The sequence below is a fragment of the Caulobacter sp. GW821-FHT11E10 genome (assembly GCF_058808375.1).
The window spans coordinates 9,114-25,594 of record NZ_JBXARP010000003.1; the positions used below are offsets into that span (position 1 = coordinate 9,114).

The following is a 16,481-nucleotide window of genomic DNA, read 5'->3' on the forward strand; positions in this document are numbered from 1 at the left end:
GCGACCCGCGCCTAAGCTCCCGTCATGGTTCATGTTCCGGCCCTTGGGGCGGTCGAAGCGCAAGACGCCACGTCGCCCCACATCATCGACGCCCTGATCGCCGAGCGCGCGCCGCGCCTGACCGGGTCGGCGATCTGGCCGTTGGTTCGTCCAGGACTCTACGGGCTGCTCGACTACAGCAAGGCGCGGCGGATGGCCGAGACGATCGAGGCGATGGGCGGCCGCGCGGCGCTGGATCATGTCTCCGACCTGCTCGCGTTGAAGGTCGAGGTCGCGGGCCTGGAGCACCTGCCCCCCACCGGTCGCGTCATCATCGTGGCCAACCACCCGACCGGCATCGGCGACGGCGTGGCGGTCTATGACGCGATCAAGGTCCGGCGGCCGGACGTCGTCTTCTACGCCAACGCCGACGCCCACAGGGTCTGTCGCCAGTTCGACGAGGTGCTGATCCCCGTCGAATGGGTCGAGGAAAAGCGCAGCCGCGAGCGCATGCGGCTGACCCTGACCATGACGCGGGAGGCGATGGAGGCCGAACGGGCCCTGATGATCTTCCCGGCCGGCCGCCTGGCGGTGAAGGACGCCGAGGGCCGCCTGACCGACCCGCCGTGGATGACCTCGGCCGTCTCGCTGGCCCGCAAGTACGGCGCGCCGATCGTGCCGCTCCACCTGACCGGCCCGTGGTCGACGCTCTTCCACCTGTTCGACAAGCGCTGGAAGGAGCTGCGGGACATCACGCTTTTTCACGAGCTGCTGAACAAGAAGGGCCGGCGGTTCTCGCTGATCGTTGGCGCGCCGATCGACCCTGAAAGCTTGCCCGATGATACGGGAGAGGCCACGGAGGCGTTGAAGCGCTATGTGGAGCGTACATTACCGACCGATCCGATGAGCCTGCCCGCGTGACCACCATCTTTCTTGCCGACGAGGCCGCGACCCAGGCGCTGGGTCGCCAGTTGGCCGTCGCCCTGCGCCCTGGCGACGCCGTCTGCCTGACCGGTCCGCTGGGCGCCGGCAAATCGACCCTGGCCCGCGCCCTGATCCGCGCCCTGACCACGCCGGACGAGGAGGTGCCCAGCCCGACCTTCACCCTGGTGCAGTTCTACGAGACGGCCACGTTTCCGCTGGCCCACTTCGACCTCTATCGCCTGTCGGACCCCGACGAGGCCTATGAGATCGGTCTGGACGAGGCTCTCGACGACGGCGTCGCCCTGATCGAATGGCCCCAGAGGCTCGAAGGGCGTTTGCCGCCGACTCGGCTCGATATAGACATCGCCCTGGACGGCGACGCGCGACGCGCCGTCATCGTGCGGCACGGCGATTTCGAAGGACGTTCCCTTGAGTTCTGAGCGTGAGACGGCGAAGGCCGCGTTCCTGGAGGCCCACGGCTTCGGCGACGTTCGTCGTGAGAGCTTGGGCGGCGACGCCTCGACGCGGTCGTACGAGCGCTTGCACAGGAATGGCGGCGCCAGCTTCATCTTCATGGACCAACCGCCGTCGGTCGAGACCGCGCCCTGCCCGCCGGACGCCACGCCGGCCGAACGCGCCGCCCTCGGCTACAACGCCCTGGCTCGCCTGGCCGCCGGCCGGGTGGACGCCTTCGTCGCCTGCGCGGGCTGGCTGAACGCCCAAGGCCTGTCGGCGCCGAAAGTGCTGGCCGCTGACGCCTCGGCGGGCTTGGCCGTGCTGGAGGACCTGGGCGACGACCTCTACGCCCGTCTGATCGAGACCGGGACCGACGAGGGTCCACTCTATGACGCCGCGATCGACGGCCTGCTGGCGATCCACGCCGCGCCGACACCGGATATCCTGAACTACGACGGTTCGACCTGGCCGCTGCTGGCCTATGACAACCTGGCCTTGAAGACCGCCCACGACATCTTCGTCGAGTGGCAGCCGAAGTTCCGCGACTTGACCTTCGACGACGCGGCGCTCGCGGAATGGGAAGCCATCTGGGCCCCGATCCGCGCCAAGGGCGAGGCCGGCGCGACCGTCTTCTGCCATCGCGACTATCACGCCGAGAACCTGATCTGGCTGCCGGAGCGCGACGGCGCGGCGCGGGTCGGCATGCTGGACTTCCAGGACGCGGTCCTGGCCCATCCGGCCTGGGATCTGTCGATGCTGCTGCATGACGCCCGCCGCACCGTTTCGCCCGAGCGCGAAGGCGTCAGCCTCGACCGTTATCTGGCCGCCCGACCCGAGTTGGACCGCACCACCTTCCTGGCCGACTATCACGCGCTGGGGGCGCTCAACATCATCCGGATCCTGGGCATCTTCGCCCGCCTTGTGACCCGCGACGGCAAGCCCCGCTACGCCGACTTCATCCCGCGTCTGTGGGTCTATCTGGACGTCTGCTTCGCCGACCCGGCCCTGGCCGACCTCAGGGCCTGGTTCGATCGCTACGTTCCGGTGGAGACGCGCTGATGAGCGCTCCGAAAGTCGCCCCCAAGGTCGCCATGGTGCTGGCCGCCGGCCTCGGCACCCGCATGCGCCCCCTGACCAACGACCGCCCCAAGGCCCTGGTCGAGGTCGCCGGCAAGGCCCTGATCGACCACATGCTGGACCGCCTGGCCGCCGCCGGGGTCGAGACCGCCGTCGTCAATGTCCACTATTTCGCCGACCTGGTCGAAAGCCACCTGAAGGCCCGCGAGGCCAAGGGCCTGGGGCCCCGCATCGTCATCTCCGACGAACGCGCCCAAGCCTTGGAAACCGGCGGCGGCATCAAGCACGCCTTGCCGCTGCTGGGCGAGGGCCCGGTGTTCGTGGCCAATATCGACTCGGTCTGGATCGAGCACGCCGGCGCTGCCATCGACGCCGTCGCCGCGACCTGGGATCCGGCCAAGATGGACGTCTGCCTGATGCTGGCCTCAACCGCCGGCTCGCTCGGCTTCCATGACAGCGGCGACGTTTTCCTGAGCGACGACGGCGCGGTGCGCTTCAAGGATCCCGGCGAGATCGCGCCGCTCGTCTATGTCGGCGTCCATATCTGCAAGCCGGCGATCACCGCCGACGGGCCCGAGGGGCCGTTCTCGCTGCTGCCCCTGTGGAAGCGGCTGGCGGCTGACCATCGCGTTCACGGCGTCGCCCCCGACGGGCTCTGGATGCACGTCGGCGATCCAGACGCCAAGTTGGCGGCCGAGGCGCGGCTCTCCCAGGAGGGCCCGGCCCAGCCATGAGCGGTCCGGCCCCTTTCTTCGAAAGACCGGGGCCGCGCTGGTTCTCGATCCCCGCGCACCGGCCGTTCGTCGACGACCTGGCGCGCGGCCTTCTGAACACCCTGGAGCCATTGGGACCCGAGGCCCTGCCTCGCGCCACGGTGCTGACCCCGACCCGACGCGGGGCCCGCGCTCTGGCCGACGCCTTCCTGGCGGTCGGCGGCGGGCGGGCCCTGCTGCTCCCGCAGATCCGCCCCCTGGGTGACCTGGACGAAGGCGAGCCGCCGTTCGAGCCGGGTTACCTGTCGCTGGGCATTCCCCCGGCCATCTCCTCGCGCCGCCGCCGGTTCGAACTGGCGCGGCTGGTCGTCGACAATGGCGGCCTGCTCTCGTTCAAACCCGGCCCGGTCCAGGCCCTGGAACTGGCCAAGGCCCTTTCCGACTTCCTCGACAGTTCGCAGATCGAGGAGATCGAGATCGACGACAAGCTGGACGGCCTGGCCGAGGGCGATCTGGCCCAGCACTGGCAGGTCTCGGCCGGGTTCTTGAAGGCCGTGCTGCGCGCCTGGCCCGAGCGGCTGAAGGACCTGGGCCTGATCGACGTCTCCGAGCGTCGCGTCAAACTGCTTCGCGCCCTGGAAGCGCAATGGAAGAAGGACCCGCCGACCGAGGTGCTGGTCGCCGCCGGCTCGACCGGCACGGCCCCGGCCACCGCCGACCTGCTGCGCGTCGTGGCCGCCGCCCCGAAGGGCGCCGTGGTCCTGCCCGGCCTCGACGAGGACCTGGCCGACAGCGCCTGGGCCCAGATCGAGGGGACGCAGGGCGAGCAGCATCCGCAGGGCGCCATGAAGCGCCTGCTGGACCGGGCCGGCGTCGCCCGATCCGAGGTCCGCGCCTGGGTTCCGGACGTCGACAGCCGCGGCCGCTGGCGGCGGCGGATCGTCAACGAGGCCCTGCGCCCCGCCGAGGCCACCGCCGACTGGCTGGCCCAGATCGCCGCCCTGCGCGCCGAGGCCCCCGATCTCGACCCCGTCGCCGAGGGGCTGACCGGCTTCTCGGTGATCGCCGCCCGCGCCGAGGAAGAGGCCGCCGGCGCCTGCGCCTTGCTGCTTCGCGAGGCGCTGGAAACGCCCGACATGACCGCCGCCCTGGTCACGCCCGACCAGACCCTGGCTCGCCGGGTGATGACTCGCTTGCAGCGCTGGGGCGTCATCCCCGACAGCTCGGCGGGCGCGCCGCTGGCCGCCTCGGGCGCGGCGATCCTGGCCCTACACCTGGCGCGGCTGGCCGAGGCCCCGCTCGATCCCGTCCGCCTTCTGGCCTTCGCCAAGCATCCGCTGGTGCTGGGCGAAGACGAGGCCCCGGCCGCCGCCCTACTTGAGCGCAAGGGCCTGCGCGGCGCCGCGCCGGGCTCGGTCGAGGTGCTTCGGGCCCGGCTGAAGGACGCTCCCGACGCCTTGGCGCTGTGCAACCGCGTGCTCGCCGCGGTCGACCATGCCGCCGGCCCCTATGTCGACGGCTTCGCCCCGCCGGCCCGCGCCGCCCAGGCCCTGGTCGAGGCGCTGGAAGGCCTGATCGCGCCGAACCGTCTGTGGGCGGGGTCTGCTGGTGAGTGCCTTGGCCTGCTGATGGCCGCCCTGATCCAGGACGGCGAGCCCCTGCCCGACGCCTCGCCCCAAGCCTTCGCCGACATCTTCGACCGGCTGGTCAACGAGGAGACCGTCCGGGTCGGCGGCGCCACCCATCCGCGCCTGCGCATTCTGGGCGCGATCGAAGCTCGCCTGGTCCGCGCCGACAGGCTGGTGCTGGCCGGACTGGAGGAAGGCGTCTGGCCGCAAGGCGCGCCGATCGATCCGTTCCTGTCGCGGCCGATGCGCTCGCGGCTCGGCCTGCCGCCGCCCGAGCGCCGCGTCGGCCTGACCGCCCACGACTTCGCCCAGGCCGCCAGCGCGCCGGACGTCATCCTGGTTCACTGCGAGCGGCGCGGCGGCGCGCCGGCCGTCGAGTCGCGCTGGTTGTGGCGGCTGAAGACCCTGGCCGCCGGCGCTGGTCTCACCTTGCCGCGCCGCGACGACGTACTGGACTGGGTGCGCGCCCTCGACGCGCCAGGCCCCTACGCTCCGATCGGCCGCCCCGCCCCGACGCCGCCGGTCGAGGACCGCCCGCGCAGGATGGCGGTCACCCGGGTCGAGGCCCTGACCCGCGATCCTTACGCCGTCTGGGCCCGCGATATCCTGCGGCTCTATCCGCTCGAGCGTCCCGACGAGCCTGTCGAAGCCCGCGCCCGGGGCACCGCCATCCACGCCGCCTTCGAGGATTTCGCCGAGCAGTTTCCTGACGCCGTCCCGGCCGATGCCGCCTCGGTGTTTGAAGCCCTCTATGTCGATCACTTGATCAAGGCCGGCATGCCGCCGACGGCCCTGACCCGAGAGCGCGCCTTGGCCCGCGAAGCTGCCCTGTGGGTCGCCGACTGGGAGCGCCAGCGCCGGACCACGGCCCGTAAGATCGTGGTCGAGGCCGAAGGCAAGCTGGAGCTGTCGATCAACGGCCGGCCCTTCACCCTGACCGCCAAGGCGGACCGGTTGGAGCCGACGCCCGACGGGACCGCCCACATCCTCGACTACAAGACCGGCGCCGCGCCGTCGCAGAAGCAGGTCGACACCGGCTTCTCGCCGCAACTGACCCTGACGGCGGCGATCCTGATGCACGGCGGCTTTCCGGACCTGGGCAAGCCCACGCCTGGCGACCTCACCTATGTCCGGGTCACCGGAAGACGTCCCGCTGGCGAAGAGCAAGTCCGCGCTTTCGCCGGAGAAGAGTCCAGTGCGGCCGCCGTGAAGGCGCTGGAAGGCCTGTCGACCCTGATCGCCCGCTACGACGATCCCGCCGAGCCCTACCGCTCGCGGGTCGCCCCGCAATTCGTCAAGGAGCACCCCGGCGACTACGCCCACCTGGCGCGGGTGTTCGAGTGGTCGACCAGCGGCGATGACGGGGAGGGCGAATGACCCTTCACGATCCCCAGCGCATCGCCGCCGATCCGGCGATCTCGGCCTTCGTCACGGCCAATGCCGGGTCGGGCAAGACCAAGACCCTGATCGACCGGGTCGCGCGCCTACTGCTGGCCAAGGTCAAGCCCGAGGCGATCCTGTGCGTGACCTATACCAAGGCGGCGGCCGCCGAGATGCAGCGGCGCCTGTTCGAGCGGCTGGGCAAGTGGTCGGTGACCAGCGACGCCGACCTGCGGGCCGAGCTGGTAAAACTGGTTGGCGAAAGCGAGTCCACCTATGACGCCAAGCGCCTGTCCGAAGCCCGCGCCCTGTTCGCCCAGGCGCTGGAGACGCCGGGCGGCCTGAAGATCCAGACCATCCACGCCTTCTGCGAAAAGCTGTTGCGGCGCTTCCCGCTGGAGGCCGGGGTCTCGCCCGGCTTCACGGTCATGGACGACCAGGCCGGCGCCGCCATCGCCCGCGCCGCCCGCCGCGCCACCGCCGCCTGGGTGGATAGCCACGAAGACGCGTTCTCGGAGGCCTATGCCCGTTTCTCCGTGGCGCTCGACTTCCAGAGCTTTGAGACCATGTTCGCCGGTTTCGAGACCCGGCGTGGGCAGATCATGGCCCATGTCGCCCGCTGCGGCGGCCTGCAGGAGGCGATCGCAGACGCCTGGGAACGGTGCGGCTTCGATGCGCCGACCTCAGCCGCCGATCTCGCCGCTCAGGCCATGGCGCGGCTGGACCTCGGCGCCTGGCGCGCGGCCGCGACCGTGCTGTTCGACGGCGGCGGCAAGCAGGACGCCAAATATGCCGAGGCCCTGGCCGCGGTAGCCCGCGATCCGGACGCGACGCTCGATCTCGCCCTGCGCGCTCTGTTCACCGAGGGCGGCGACGGCACGCCCGCGACTTGGCCGGGCAAGACGTCGGGCCTGAAGAGCCGTGAGGACCTGCGCGAGGCGCTGCTGCTGGAGCAAGCCAAGCTGGAAGCCGCCCGCGAGCGGGTCCGCGCCGCCAAGGTGGCCGAGGACACCGCCGACGCGCTGCGGCTGGCGGTGCTCTATGTCAGCTCGCACCAGATCGAGAAGGATGCGCGAGGCGCGCTGGACTTCACCGACCTGATCGACCGGGCCCGGGTGCTGCTGACCGAGAGGGTCGACGCCGCCTGGGTGCTCTACAAGCTGGACGGCGGCATCGATCACATCCTGCTGGACGAGGCCCAGGACACCGCGCCCGAGCAGTGGGCGATCCTGCGCGCCCTGACCGCCGACTTCTTCGCCGGCGAGACCTCCGAGGGCTGGAGCGGCCGACGGGCCGACCGGACCCTGTTCGTGGTCGGCGACGAAAAGCAGTCGATTTATTCGTTCCAGGGCGCCGATCCGCAGCGTCTGCTGATCGAGACCCAAGGCTACATCGCTCAGATCGAGGCGGTGGGCGCGATCGGCAAGGGTGTGCCGCTGACCGTCTCGTACCGCTCGACCCGCGAGGTGCTGAGCTTTGTCGACGCCCTGTTCTCCGATCCGGAAACCCGCGAAGGGGTGCCGCCGCCGGTCGGCCAGGATCTCGTCCGCCACGAACCGTTCCGCAAGGACGGTCCCGGCTGCGTCGACCTCTGGCCCCTGACCCGCGAGCTGCCCGGCGAAGAGCGCGAAGCCTGGGAGAAGCCGCTCGACGAGGAAGGCGAACGCAGCGCCAACCGCCGGCTGGCCGAGGCCATCGCCGCCGAGACCGCCGCGATCCTGCATCGCGGCGACGCGGTGTTCGACAAGGAGCTGGGCCGCCATCGCGCCGCCCATGCCGGCGACATCCTGGTGCTGGTCCGCCGCCGCAAGGTGCTGTTCGAGGAGATCCTGCGGGCGCTGAAACGGCGCGGGGTACCGGTGGCTGGAGCCGACCGGCTGTCGCTGTCCAGTCACATCGCCTTCGAGGACCTGCTGGCCCTGGGGCGGTTCATCCTGTTCCCCGACGATGACCTGACCCTGGCGGCGCTGCTGAAGGCGCCGTTCTGTGGCCTGGGCGACGATGACGTCTACGCCCTGGCCAAGGGTCGCCGGGCCACGCTGTGGACCGAACTCCAGCGCCGGGCCGAGGAGCGTCCCGCATGGGCGGCGGCGAAAACCGTGCTGGACTGGGCCCTGGTCGAAGGTCGCCGCCGTCAGCCGTTCGAGTTTTTCGCCGGCTGGCTGGGTCTGGTTGGAGATGACGGCCGCTCGCACCGCGCCAAGGTCCTGACCCGCCTGGGCGCGGAGGCGGAGGAGGCGCTCGACGAATTCCTGGCCCAGGTGATGGAGGCCGAGCAGCGTGGCGTCCGCGACCTCGAGGCCCTGGTCGCCGACTTCGCGGCCCTGGACATCGTGGTCAAGCGTGAGATGGAAGGCGCCCGGCGCGAGGTGCGGGTGATGACCGCTCACGGCTCCAAGGGCCTGGAGGCGCCGATCGTCTTCCTGCCGGAGACGACCGTGAAGCGCGGCGCGGGCGGGTCGCCCCTGCTGGTCACCGAGGACGGCGCCCTGCTGTGGTGCACGAGCGGCAAGAATGATTGCGAAGCTTCGGGCAAGGCCCGCCGCCTCCGCGAGGAGAAGGAGAGCCAGGAGGCCCTGCGCCTGCTCTACGTCGCCCTGACCCGAGCCCGGGACCGGCTGATCCTGTGCGGCCGCATCGACGCCCGGACCAAGGATGACAAGGTCGGCGGCTGGTACGCCGCCGCCCGCGCCGCCTTCGCCCATGCCGATATCGCTCCGGACGTGCGGCCGATCGGCGATGAGGAGGCGGGCTTCCTGCGCTACGGCCCTGATCCGGTGAGCGCGCCCCATGTCGCGGAGGATGCTCGCGCGCCGGTCGCCGCGCCGAACTGGATGACCCGTGCGGCGCCGCCGGAACCGGCCGCCGCCCGCTACGCCGCGCCGTCGCGGATCGAGGACAACGCCCGCGTCCCCGCCCCCTCGCCCTTGGCGCGGGTTTCGGGCCTGGGCCGCTATCGCCGGGGCGAGATCGTCCACAAGCTGCTGCAGCTGCTGCCCGACGTCGCGCCGGACCAGCGCCTCGGCGCCGCCCGCCGCCTGCTGGCCGCCGAGCGCGACCTGACCGGCGATCAGCGCGAAGAAATGACGGAGGCGGCCTTCGGTGTGCTGGACGACGCCCGCTTCGCCGCCGTGTTCGGACCCGGCTCGCGCGCCGAGGTCGCCCTAGCCGGAACCAGCGCGCACCTGCCCAAGGGCTTGGCGGTCTCGGGCCGTGTCGACCGGCTGGTGGTCGACGAGGGCCGCGTGCTGGTGATCGATTACAAGACCAATCGGCCCTCGCCCGATCGAATCGAGGACGCCGACTCCGCCTATCTGGCCCAGATGGCGGTCTATGTCGCCGTGCTGCGCGAGGTGTTTCCGGGCTGGGCGGTGGAGGCGGCCCTGGTGTGGACCGACGGTCCCAAACTGATGCCGGTTCCAGAAAAGGTGATGACCGAGGCGCTCGCCCGCCTGGCTTAGGCCGTTGCCGGGTCGGTCTGGTCCTCCTACATCTTTGTGCAAGCGCTCGGAACGAATCCCGGGCATGAACCCTTATCGCGTCCTCCGCGCCGGAAGCCGGCCGCGCGACGCCCAGACTGGAGCAGACCATGAGCACCGTTGCGGTGACCGACGCCACCTTCGAATCCGACGTCCTGAAGGCCAGCAAGCCCGTGCTGGTCGACTTCTGGGCGGAGTGGTGCGGCCCCTGTAAGCAGATCGCCCCGGCCCTGGAGCAGATCTCCGAAGAGCTGGCCGACGTGGTCACCGTCGCCAAGGTCAATATCGAGGACAGCCCGACGACCCCGTCACGCTACGGCGTCCGCGGCATCCCGACCATGATGCTGTTCCGCGACGGCCAGATGACCTCGATGAAGGTCGGCGCCATGCCGAAGCAGAAGATCCTGGAATGGCTGAACGAAGCCGGCGTCCAATCGGTCTCGGCGGCCTAAAGCGCCTTTCAGGCTGACTTCGAAACGCCCGTCCCGCTGACGCGGGGCGGGCGTTTTCCGTTGATGGCTACTTCTTGCCCGTGACGATGAACGGCGAGACCGAGACCGGCGGGGCCTTCTTTTCGGCCTTCGGTTTGCGGACTTCCTTGTTCGACTTCTTCTGACCCTTGGCCATCGGCGGTTCCTGCCAGGGCGGGCGCGCCTGCCGAGGATGTCCAGCGGGCCGTGCCGCCCTATCGGCGTCTGTCAGCCTTACGCCCTTAGGTCGGCCAAGTCTCTGGGCTCATCGCCAGGATCTCGCCGGCCAGATAGAGCGAGCCGCAGATCAGGATGTGCGGCGTCGGCTCCAGCTTGAGGGCGCGGTCCAGGGCGTCCTCGACGCCTTCGCAGGCGCAGGCCCTGAGGCCGGCGAGCTCCGCCGAAGCGGCGGTCTCGGCGGCGCTGGCCGCGGCGTGGCCTTCGAAGCTGACGGTGAAGACCTTGATCGCCACGCCCCGGAACGGGCCGAAGAAGCCGGTCGCGTCCTTGTTGGCCAGCAGGCCCGAGATCAGCGCCACGGGCCGGCCGTCGCGGGCGGCGAGGTCGGCGACGGCGCGGGCTACGGCGCGGCCAGCGTGCGGATTGTGGCCACCGTCCAGCCAGAGGTCGGCCCCGGCCGCCTTGGCGCGCTCGGCCAGCGGACCGGCGGTCAGGCGCTGGAAGCGGGCCGGCCAGACCGTACCGGCGATCCCGCGCCCCATGGCCGCCTCGTCGATGCGCGGGTCGGCCAGGGTCAGGAGGGCGGCGACCGCGAGTCCTGCATTGGCGAACTGGTGCTCGCCCGGCAGCGACGGGGCGGGCAGGTCGAGCAGGCGATCCTGCATCTGGACCAGCAGTCGGCCGCGCTCGTTCCAGGCGTCGAAGTCGCGGCCCATCAGCGTCAGGGGGGCATCGGCCTTTCCGGCGGCGGCCTCGATCACGGTCTCGGCCTCTTCCTGCTGGCGGGCCGAGACGGCCGGGGCGCCGGGCTTGATGATCCCGGCCTTCTCGCCGGCGATCTGCGTGAGGGTGTCGCCGAGGAATTCGCGGTGATCGATATCGACCGGGGCGATGACGCTGACCTTGGGGGTGATGACGTTGGTGGCGTCCAGGATCCCGCCCAGCCCAACCTCGACGATGCAGAGATCGGCCGGGACCTCGGCGAAGGCGACCAGGGCCGCGGCCGTGGTGATCTCGAAGAAGGTGATTTCCTGGCCCGCGTTGGCGGCCTCGACGCGGTCCAGCACCTCGGCCAGGTGGTCGTCGGTGATCAGGGTCCCGGCCAGGCGGATGCGCTCGGCGAAGCGGACCAGGTGGGGCGAGGTGAAGACGTGAACCTTGAGCCCCGCCGCCTCGGCCATGGCCCGCAGATACGCGACCGTCGAGCCCTTGCCATTGGTGCCGGCCACGTGGATGACCGGCGGCAGGCGGTCCTGCGGATCGCCCAGCGCCGCGCATAGCCGTCGCATCCGGTCCAGCGACAGGTCGATCAGCTTGGGATGCAGCGCCTGAAGCCGCGCGAGGGCGGCGTCGTGGGCGCGGAGATGGTCGCCCAAGACGGCTCAGAGCCTGTCCGTTTCTGATGGGCCATCAGAAACGGATAAACAGGCTCGCTTTCCTAGTTTTAGAGCGTGGCAGGCGCCGAAACCGCCCACACTTTCGGCTGCCACGCTCTACGCCGCCTTGCGGTTGCGGCCCATCATCAGGGTGCCGAGCAGTGAGCCCAGCACCTCGGGCAGTTCCTTGCGGTGGGTGACGCGGTCGACCATGCCCTTTTCGACCAGATATTCCGAGCGCTGGAAGCCCGGCGGCAGGGTCTCGCGGATGGTCTGCTCGATGACGCGCGGACCGGCGAAGCCGATCAGGGCGCCCGGCTCGGCCAGGTGGATGTCGCCGAGCATGGCGTAGGATGCGGTGACGCCGCCGGTGGTCGGGTCGGTGAGGACCACGACGTAGGGCAGGGCCGCGTCCTTCAGCTCGTTGATGGCCAGGGTCGTACGGGCCATCTGCATCAGCGACAGCGCACCCTCCTGCATCCGGGCGCCGCCGGCGGCCGTGAAGGCGATCAGCGGAACTTCACGCGCCAGGGCGGCCTTGGCGGCGGCGATGAAACCTTCGCCCGCGGCCATGCCCAGCGACCCGCCCATGAAGGCGAAGTCCTGGACCAGCACCACGGCGTCGACACCGCCGACCTTGCCGTAGCCGATGGCCATGGCGTCCGGTTCGCCCGTCGCCTTGCGGGCCGCGGCCAGACGGTCCTTGTAGGGCTTGCCGTCCGAGAAGTGCAGCGGGTCCTCGGGCACCGACGGGGTCGGCAGAGCCTCGAACTGGCCTTCATCGAACGTGGCCTTGAAGCGCGCTTCAGGCCCGATCCGCATGTGACGACCGGCCGGCGTGACCCACAGGGCCGCCTCCAGGTCGGAGCGGAAGATCATTTCGCCCGTGTCGGGACATTTGACCCAAAGGTTTTCCGGCGTCTCGCGCTTGGCGAATGCGCCGCGCACGCCGGGGGCGATCCGCGACAGCCAGCCGCCGCGACGGTCCGCTGCTTTGGACTTGTCGCCCTTCTTCGGGTCCTGGGGTTCAGCCATAGCCATAGCCTTAAAGCCTCACTTCGTCCGGACTCGCGCCGAACGCACAGCCTTAGCCAGCTCCGACGCCTTGAGAAGAACCTTCTCGGTCACGTTTTCGTTCAACTGGGCCGCGGACTCGATTTCATCCACAAGAGCCGAGCCCACGACGGCCGCGTCGGCCACGCGGGCGACGGCGGCGGCCTGGTCGGGCGTACGGATTCCGAAGCCCACGGCGACCGGCAGGCCGGAGGCCTTGCGCAGGCGCTCGACGGCGGGCGCCACATCGGCGGCGTCGGCCGACTTTACCCCGGTCACGCCGGCGACCGAGACGTAGTAGACGAACCCCGAAGTGCGGCGGACCACCATCGGCAGGCGCGCATCGTCGGTGGTCGGCGCCGCCAGGCGGATCAGGGCGATGCCTTCGGCTTCCAGGGCGTCCGACAGCGGGTCGGCTTCCTCGGGCGGACAGTCGACGATGATCAGGCCGTCGACGCCGGCCTTGGCGGCGGCGGCGGCGAAGCTTTCGAAGCCTCGGTTCAGCACCGGATTGAGATAGCCCATCAAGATGATCGGCGTGTCGGTGTCGCCCTCGCGGAAGGCGGCGACCAGATCCAGGGTGCCCTGCAGGGTCATGCCCGACTTCAGGCCGCGCTGGGCGGCGCGCTGGATGGTGGGGCCCTCGGCCATCGGATCCGAGAAGGGAAAGCCCAGCTCGATCAGATCGGCGCCGGCGCCCGGCAGGCCCTTGAGCACGCTCAAGGTCGTGGCGGCGTCGGGATCGCCGGCCATGATATAGGTCACGAAACCCGCGCGGTTCTCGGCCTTCAGCGCCGCGAAGCGACGGTCGATACGGTCTTTGGTCACGCTGGATAGGTCCTAGATCTTGCGCCCAAGCGCTTCGGCCACCGTGAAGATGTCTTTGTCGCCGCGACCGCAGAGATTCATCACCACGATCTTGCCCTTGCCCAGCTCCTTGGCGATGTCGCCAACCCGGGCCAGGGCGTGGGCCGGCTCCAGCGCCGGAATGATGCCTTCGAGGGTCGAGCACAGCTGGAAGGCCGCCAGGGCCTCGTCGTCGGTGGTCGAGACATATTCGGCGCGGCCGATCTCGTGCAGGAACGAGTGCTCCGGGCCGATGCCGGGATAGTCGAGGCCCGCCGAGATCGAGTGGGCGTCGATGATCTGGCCGTCGTCGTCCTGGAGCAGATAGGTGCGGTTGCCGTGCAGCACGCCCGGACGCCCGCCGGTCAGCGAGGCGGCGTGCTTGTCGGTGGAGACGCCGTGGCCGGCCGCCTCGACGCCGATCAGGCGCACGCCCTCGTCGCCCAGGAATGGATGGAACAGGCCGATGGCGTTGGAGCCGCCGCCGATGCAGGCGACCACCGCGTCGGGCAGGCGGCCTTCCATCTCCAGGATCTGCTGGCGCGCTTCCGTCCCGATCACGCTCTGGAAGTCGCGGACCATCACCGGATAGGGGTGGGGACCAGCGGCGGTGCCGATCAGGTAGTAGGTGTCATGCACGTTGGTGACCCAATCGCGCATCGCCTCGTTCATGGCGTCCTTGAGCGTGCCGGTGCCCGAGGTCACCGGGCGCACTTCGGCGCCCAGCAGGTTCATGCGGAAGACGTTGGGCTTCTGACGCTCGACGTCGGTGGCGCCCATATAGACGACGCACGGCAGGCCGAAGCGGGCGCAGACGGTGGCGGTGGCCACGCCGTGCTGGCCGGCGCCGGTCTCGGCGATGATCCGGGTCTTGCCCATGCGCATGGCCAGCAGGATCTGGCCCAGGGCGTTGTTGATCTTGTGCGAGCCGGTGTGGTTCAGCTCGTCGCGCTTGAAATAGATCTTGGCCCCGCCGAAGTGCTCGGTCAGTCGCTCGGCGAAATAGAGCGGGCTGGGCCGGCCGGCATAGTGGGTGTTGTAGCCCGTCAGCTCGGCCTGGAACGCGGGATCGGCCTTGGCGTCGGCATAGGCCTTGCCCAGGTCGAGCACCAACGGCATCAGCGTCTCGGCCACATAGCGGCCGCCGAAGCCGCCGAAGCGGCCTTCCGCATCGGGATAGGCCGAATAGTCGTTAGGCTTTGAGGGGGCGTTCACGAGATCATCCAAAGGCTGGGCAGAGCTACACGCGTTTGACGGCGTCGAGAAACGCCGTGATCAGAGCCGGGTCCTTTAGGCCGGGACCGCGCTCCACGCCAGAAGAAACGTCCACCAGCGGCGCGCCGGAGGCCTTGACGGCCTCGGCGACGTTCCACGGATCCAGCCCTCCGGCCAGGAAATGCGGGCGAGAAAATCGCCGACCTTCCAGCAGCCCCCAGTCGAATCTCGCGCCGGTTCCGCCCGGCAAGACCGAACCTTCCACCGGCTTGGCGTCGAACATCAGGTGCTCGACGAGACCGTCGAAGGCCTGGCCCTGGTCGACATCGGCGGCGCTGGACACCGAAAGCGCCTTGATGACGCCGACGCCGGCGCGGATCCCGATCTCGCGGACCCGCGAGGGCGTCTCCTTGCCGTGAACCTGGATCAGGTCGGGCTTCATGGTCGCCATCAGGCGGTCGATGAAAGCGTCATCGGCGTCGACCGTGACGGCGACCGTCTTCGCGCCGCGACCGCGAACCGGCTCGATCAGGCGGGCCGCGGTTTCGGGCGCGACGTTGCGCGGGCTCTTCTCGAAGAAGATGAACCCCAGGAACCCCGCCCCGCCGTCGAAGGCGGCCTTCACCGCCTCGGGCGTCGAGAGGCCGCAGATCTTTGCCGTCGTCATTGGCGGGGAGTTACGTGCGGGGAAGCGGCGATGCAAGCCCAGGGAATCTGAAGACAGCCGCCTTCCCCCATCAAGGCGGAGGGAACATGACCTATCGACCACGCGCCGCGCGGCTGCGAGTTGATGGAAAGGGCCGCGGAGCGCCGGACATCCGTCCGGAGTGTGTGCGTTGAGTACCGTTTCGACGAAGCCGATCGCTCCGCGCGGCCGTTATCCGGAAGCGTGACGGCCCGACGCTGTTCGCGCCTGGACGCCGTTGAAGCCTCCGGCGGGCGGGCCAGGCCGCGAAGCCTGGTCCCGGATGCCCGGGTTTCCCCGGACCTGTCGCCTCACCGGCCTTCGTCCACCGTCGTTTCTGTGTTCCAGGGTCGACTACCTCGGGGATGGATGAAGTTGCGGAGTCGCCCCCGCACCGGCGAGCGCTACCCGCTCGACCGCACCCCGCCGCCGCAAATGGTCGCTGGCCATGCGCCCTTTCCTCGCGACGAGGTGGGACCAGTATGCGCCGTGGTTTGGACGCGGATCATTCGGCGGGGTGTAAAAGTGGCAAGCGGTTGATTTCGTTGGGGTCGGGATCGCGAATTCCGGGGAAAGCCACGCGCCGATCCCCTTCTCCCCTTGCGGGAGAAGGTGTCGGCGCAGCCGACGGATGAGGGGTCGATCGTCCTGTCCGCCGGCGCCCAGCGTTTCGGTCGTCGCGGCGGCGCCGTCTTTCAACCCCTCACCCGACCCGCTTCGCGGGCCACCCTCTCCCGCAAGGGGAGAGGGATAAACCCGTGTCATCCCGGAAGCGCCGCGGGCGCTATCGGGGACCCAGGGGGTGAAGGAACGCCGTGCGCTCCGCTCCGGCCGGGATGACACGGCTTTGTTGGCTCGCCTTCCCACCCGGGAAGAGCGCCCGCCTTACATCTCACGGCGAGACGATCGCTGGGCGGATCAGGTCACTCAAGGACGACGCTCCGCGTCGCCGCGCGCGGTCGCCGGAGGCGATCCTTGACTGACCTGATCCGCCCAGCACGCTGCAGCCTCCAAGAGATT

The 16,481-nt window shown here is 70.0% G+C and carries 14 protein-coding genes and 1 pseudogene; 9 read left to right on the forward strand and 6 right to left on the reverse strand.

The window, feature by feature from the left end; all coding sequences use genetic code 11:
* Window positions 1-24: 24 nt before the first annotated feature.
* The 7 genes from AC1RRV_RS05960 to trxA all read left to right on the forward strand — a co-directional run bounded on the left by AC1RRV_RS05960 (window position 25) and on the right by trxA (window position 10,088).
* Complete coding sequence (locus AC1RRV_RS05960) at window positions 25-900, forward strand: 1-acyl-sn-glycerol-3-phosphate acyltransferase (RefSeq protein WP_492858679.1); 876 nt, start codon at window positions 25-27, stop codon at window positions 898-900.
* Window positions 897-1,343 (forward strand): tRNA (adenosine(37)-N6)-threonylcarbamoyltransferase complex ATPase subunit type 1 TsaE, encoded by a 447-nt coding sequence (gene tsaE, locus AC1RRV_RS05965; protein ID WP_492858680.1) that lies wholly within the window; start codon window positions 897-899, stop codon window positions 1,341-1,343. The genes AC1RRV_RS05960 and tsaE overlap by 4 nt, the downstream gene beginning before the upstream one ends.
* Window positions 1,333-2,418 carry an N-acetylmuramate/N-acetylglucosamine kinase AmgK gene (amgK, locus tag AC1RRV_RS05970; RefSeq protein ID WP_492858681.1) on the forward strand — a complete coding sequence of 362 codons (1,086 nt, stop codon included), beginning with the start codon at window positions 1,333-1,335 and terminating at the stop codon, window positions 2,416-2,418. Before tsaE ends, amgK begins: the two co-directional genes overlap by 11 nt.
* Window positions 2,418-3,170 carry an N-acetylmuramate alpha-1-phosphate uridylyltransferase MurU gene (murU, locus tag AC1RRV_RS05975; protein ID WP_492858682.1) on the forward strand — a complete coding sequence of 251 codons (753 nt, stop codon included), beginning with the start codon at window positions 2,418-2,420 and terminating at the stop codon, window positions 3,168-3,170. Before amgK ends, murU begins: the two co-directional genes overlap by 1 nt.
* Window positions 3,167-6,154 carry a double-strand break repair protein AddB gene (addB, locus tag AC1RRV_RS05980; protein ID WP_492858683.1) on the forward strand — a complete coding sequence of 996 codons (2,988 nt, stop codon included), beginning with the start codon at window positions 3,167-3,169 and terminating at the stop codon, window positions 6,152-6,154. Before murU ends, addB begins: the two co-directional genes overlap by 4 nt.
* Entirely contained in the window at window positions 6,151-9,618 is a 3,468-nt protein-coding gene (gene addA, locus AC1RRV_RS05985) for a double-strand break repair helicase AddA (protein WP_492858684.1), read from the forward strand. Before addB ends, addA begins: the two co-directional genes overlap by 4 nt.
* Before the next feature lie 128 nt (window positions 9,619-9,746).
* A complete protein-coding gene (gene trxA, locus AC1RRV_RS05990) occupies window positions 9,747-10,088 on the forward strand; it encodes a thioredoxin (RefSeq protein WP_492858685.1) in 342 nt (113 codons plus the stop codon).
* 67 nt (window positions 10,089-10,155) lie between these two features.
* On the opposite strand, the gene AC1RRV_RS05995 is transcribed toward trxA, so the two are convergent.
* The 6 genes from AC1RRV_RS05995 to AC1RRV_RS06020 form a co-directional block, all read right to left on the reverse strand.
* Window positions 10,156-10,263, reverse strand: coding sequence for a hypothetical protein (locus AC1RRV_RS05995; RefSeq protein WP_492083984.1), 108 nt, complete (start codon window positions 10,261-10,263; stop codon window positions 10,156-10,158).
* Window positions 10,264-10,348: 85 nt separating this feature from the next.
* Complete coding sequence (locus tag AC1RRV_RS06000; RefSeq protein WP_492858686.1) at window positions 10,349-11,662, reverse strand: bifunctional folylpolyglutamate synthase/dihydrofolate synthase; 1,314 nt, start codon at window positions 11,660-11,662, stop codon at window positions 10,349-10,351.
* A 117-nt stretch (window positions 11,663-11,779) separates the two neighbouring features.
* Window positions 11,780-12,703 carry an acetyl-CoA carboxylase carboxyltransferase subunit beta gene (locus AC1RRV_RS06005; RefSeq protein WP_492858687.1) on the reverse strand — a complete coding sequence of 308 codons (924 nt, stop codon included), beginning with the start codon at window positions 12,701-12,703 and terminating at the stop codon, window positions 11,780-11,782.
* A 12-nt stretch (window positions 12,704-12,715) separates the two neighbouring features.
* The gene (gene trpA, locus AC1RRV_RS06010; protein ID WP_492858688.1) at window positions 12,716-13,543 is read right to left on the reverse strand and encodes a tryptophan synthase subunit alpha; all 828 of its coding nucleotides are present in this window, start codon (window positions 13,541-13,543) and stop codon (window positions 12,716-12,718) included.
* A 12-nt stretch (window positions 13,544-13,555) separates the two neighbouring features.
* Complete coding sequence (gene trpB, locus AC1RRV_RS06015; protein WP_492858689.1) at window positions 13,556-14,776, reverse strand: tryptophan synthase subunit beta; 1,221 nt, start codon at window positions 14,774-14,776, stop codon at window positions 13,556-13,558.
* A 25-nt stretch (window positions 14,777-14,801) separates the two neighbouring features.
* A complete protein-coding gene (locus AC1RRV_RS06020; RefSeq protein ID WP_492858690.1) occupies window positions 14,802-15,443 on the reverse strand; it encodes a phosphoribosylanthranilate isomerase in 642 nt (213 codons plus the stop codon).
* Between the two features lie 425 nt (window positions 15,444-15,868).
* Here AC1RRV_RS06020 and AC1RRV_RS06025 point away from each other — a divergent pair.
* Window positions 15,869-15,937, forward strand: a pseudogene (locus AC1RRV_RS06025) (hypothetical protein); the annotation flags it as partial.
* Window positions 15,938-16,350: 413 nt separating this feature from the next.
* Window positions 16,351-16,440 carry a hypothetical protein gene (locus AC1RRV_RS06030; RefSeq protein WP_492859219.1) on the forward strand — a complete coding sequence of 30 codons (90 nt, stop codon included), beginning with the start codon at window positions 16,351-16,353 and terminating at the stop codon, window positions 16,438-16,440.
* Window positions 16,441-16,481 lie beyond the last annotated feature (41 nt).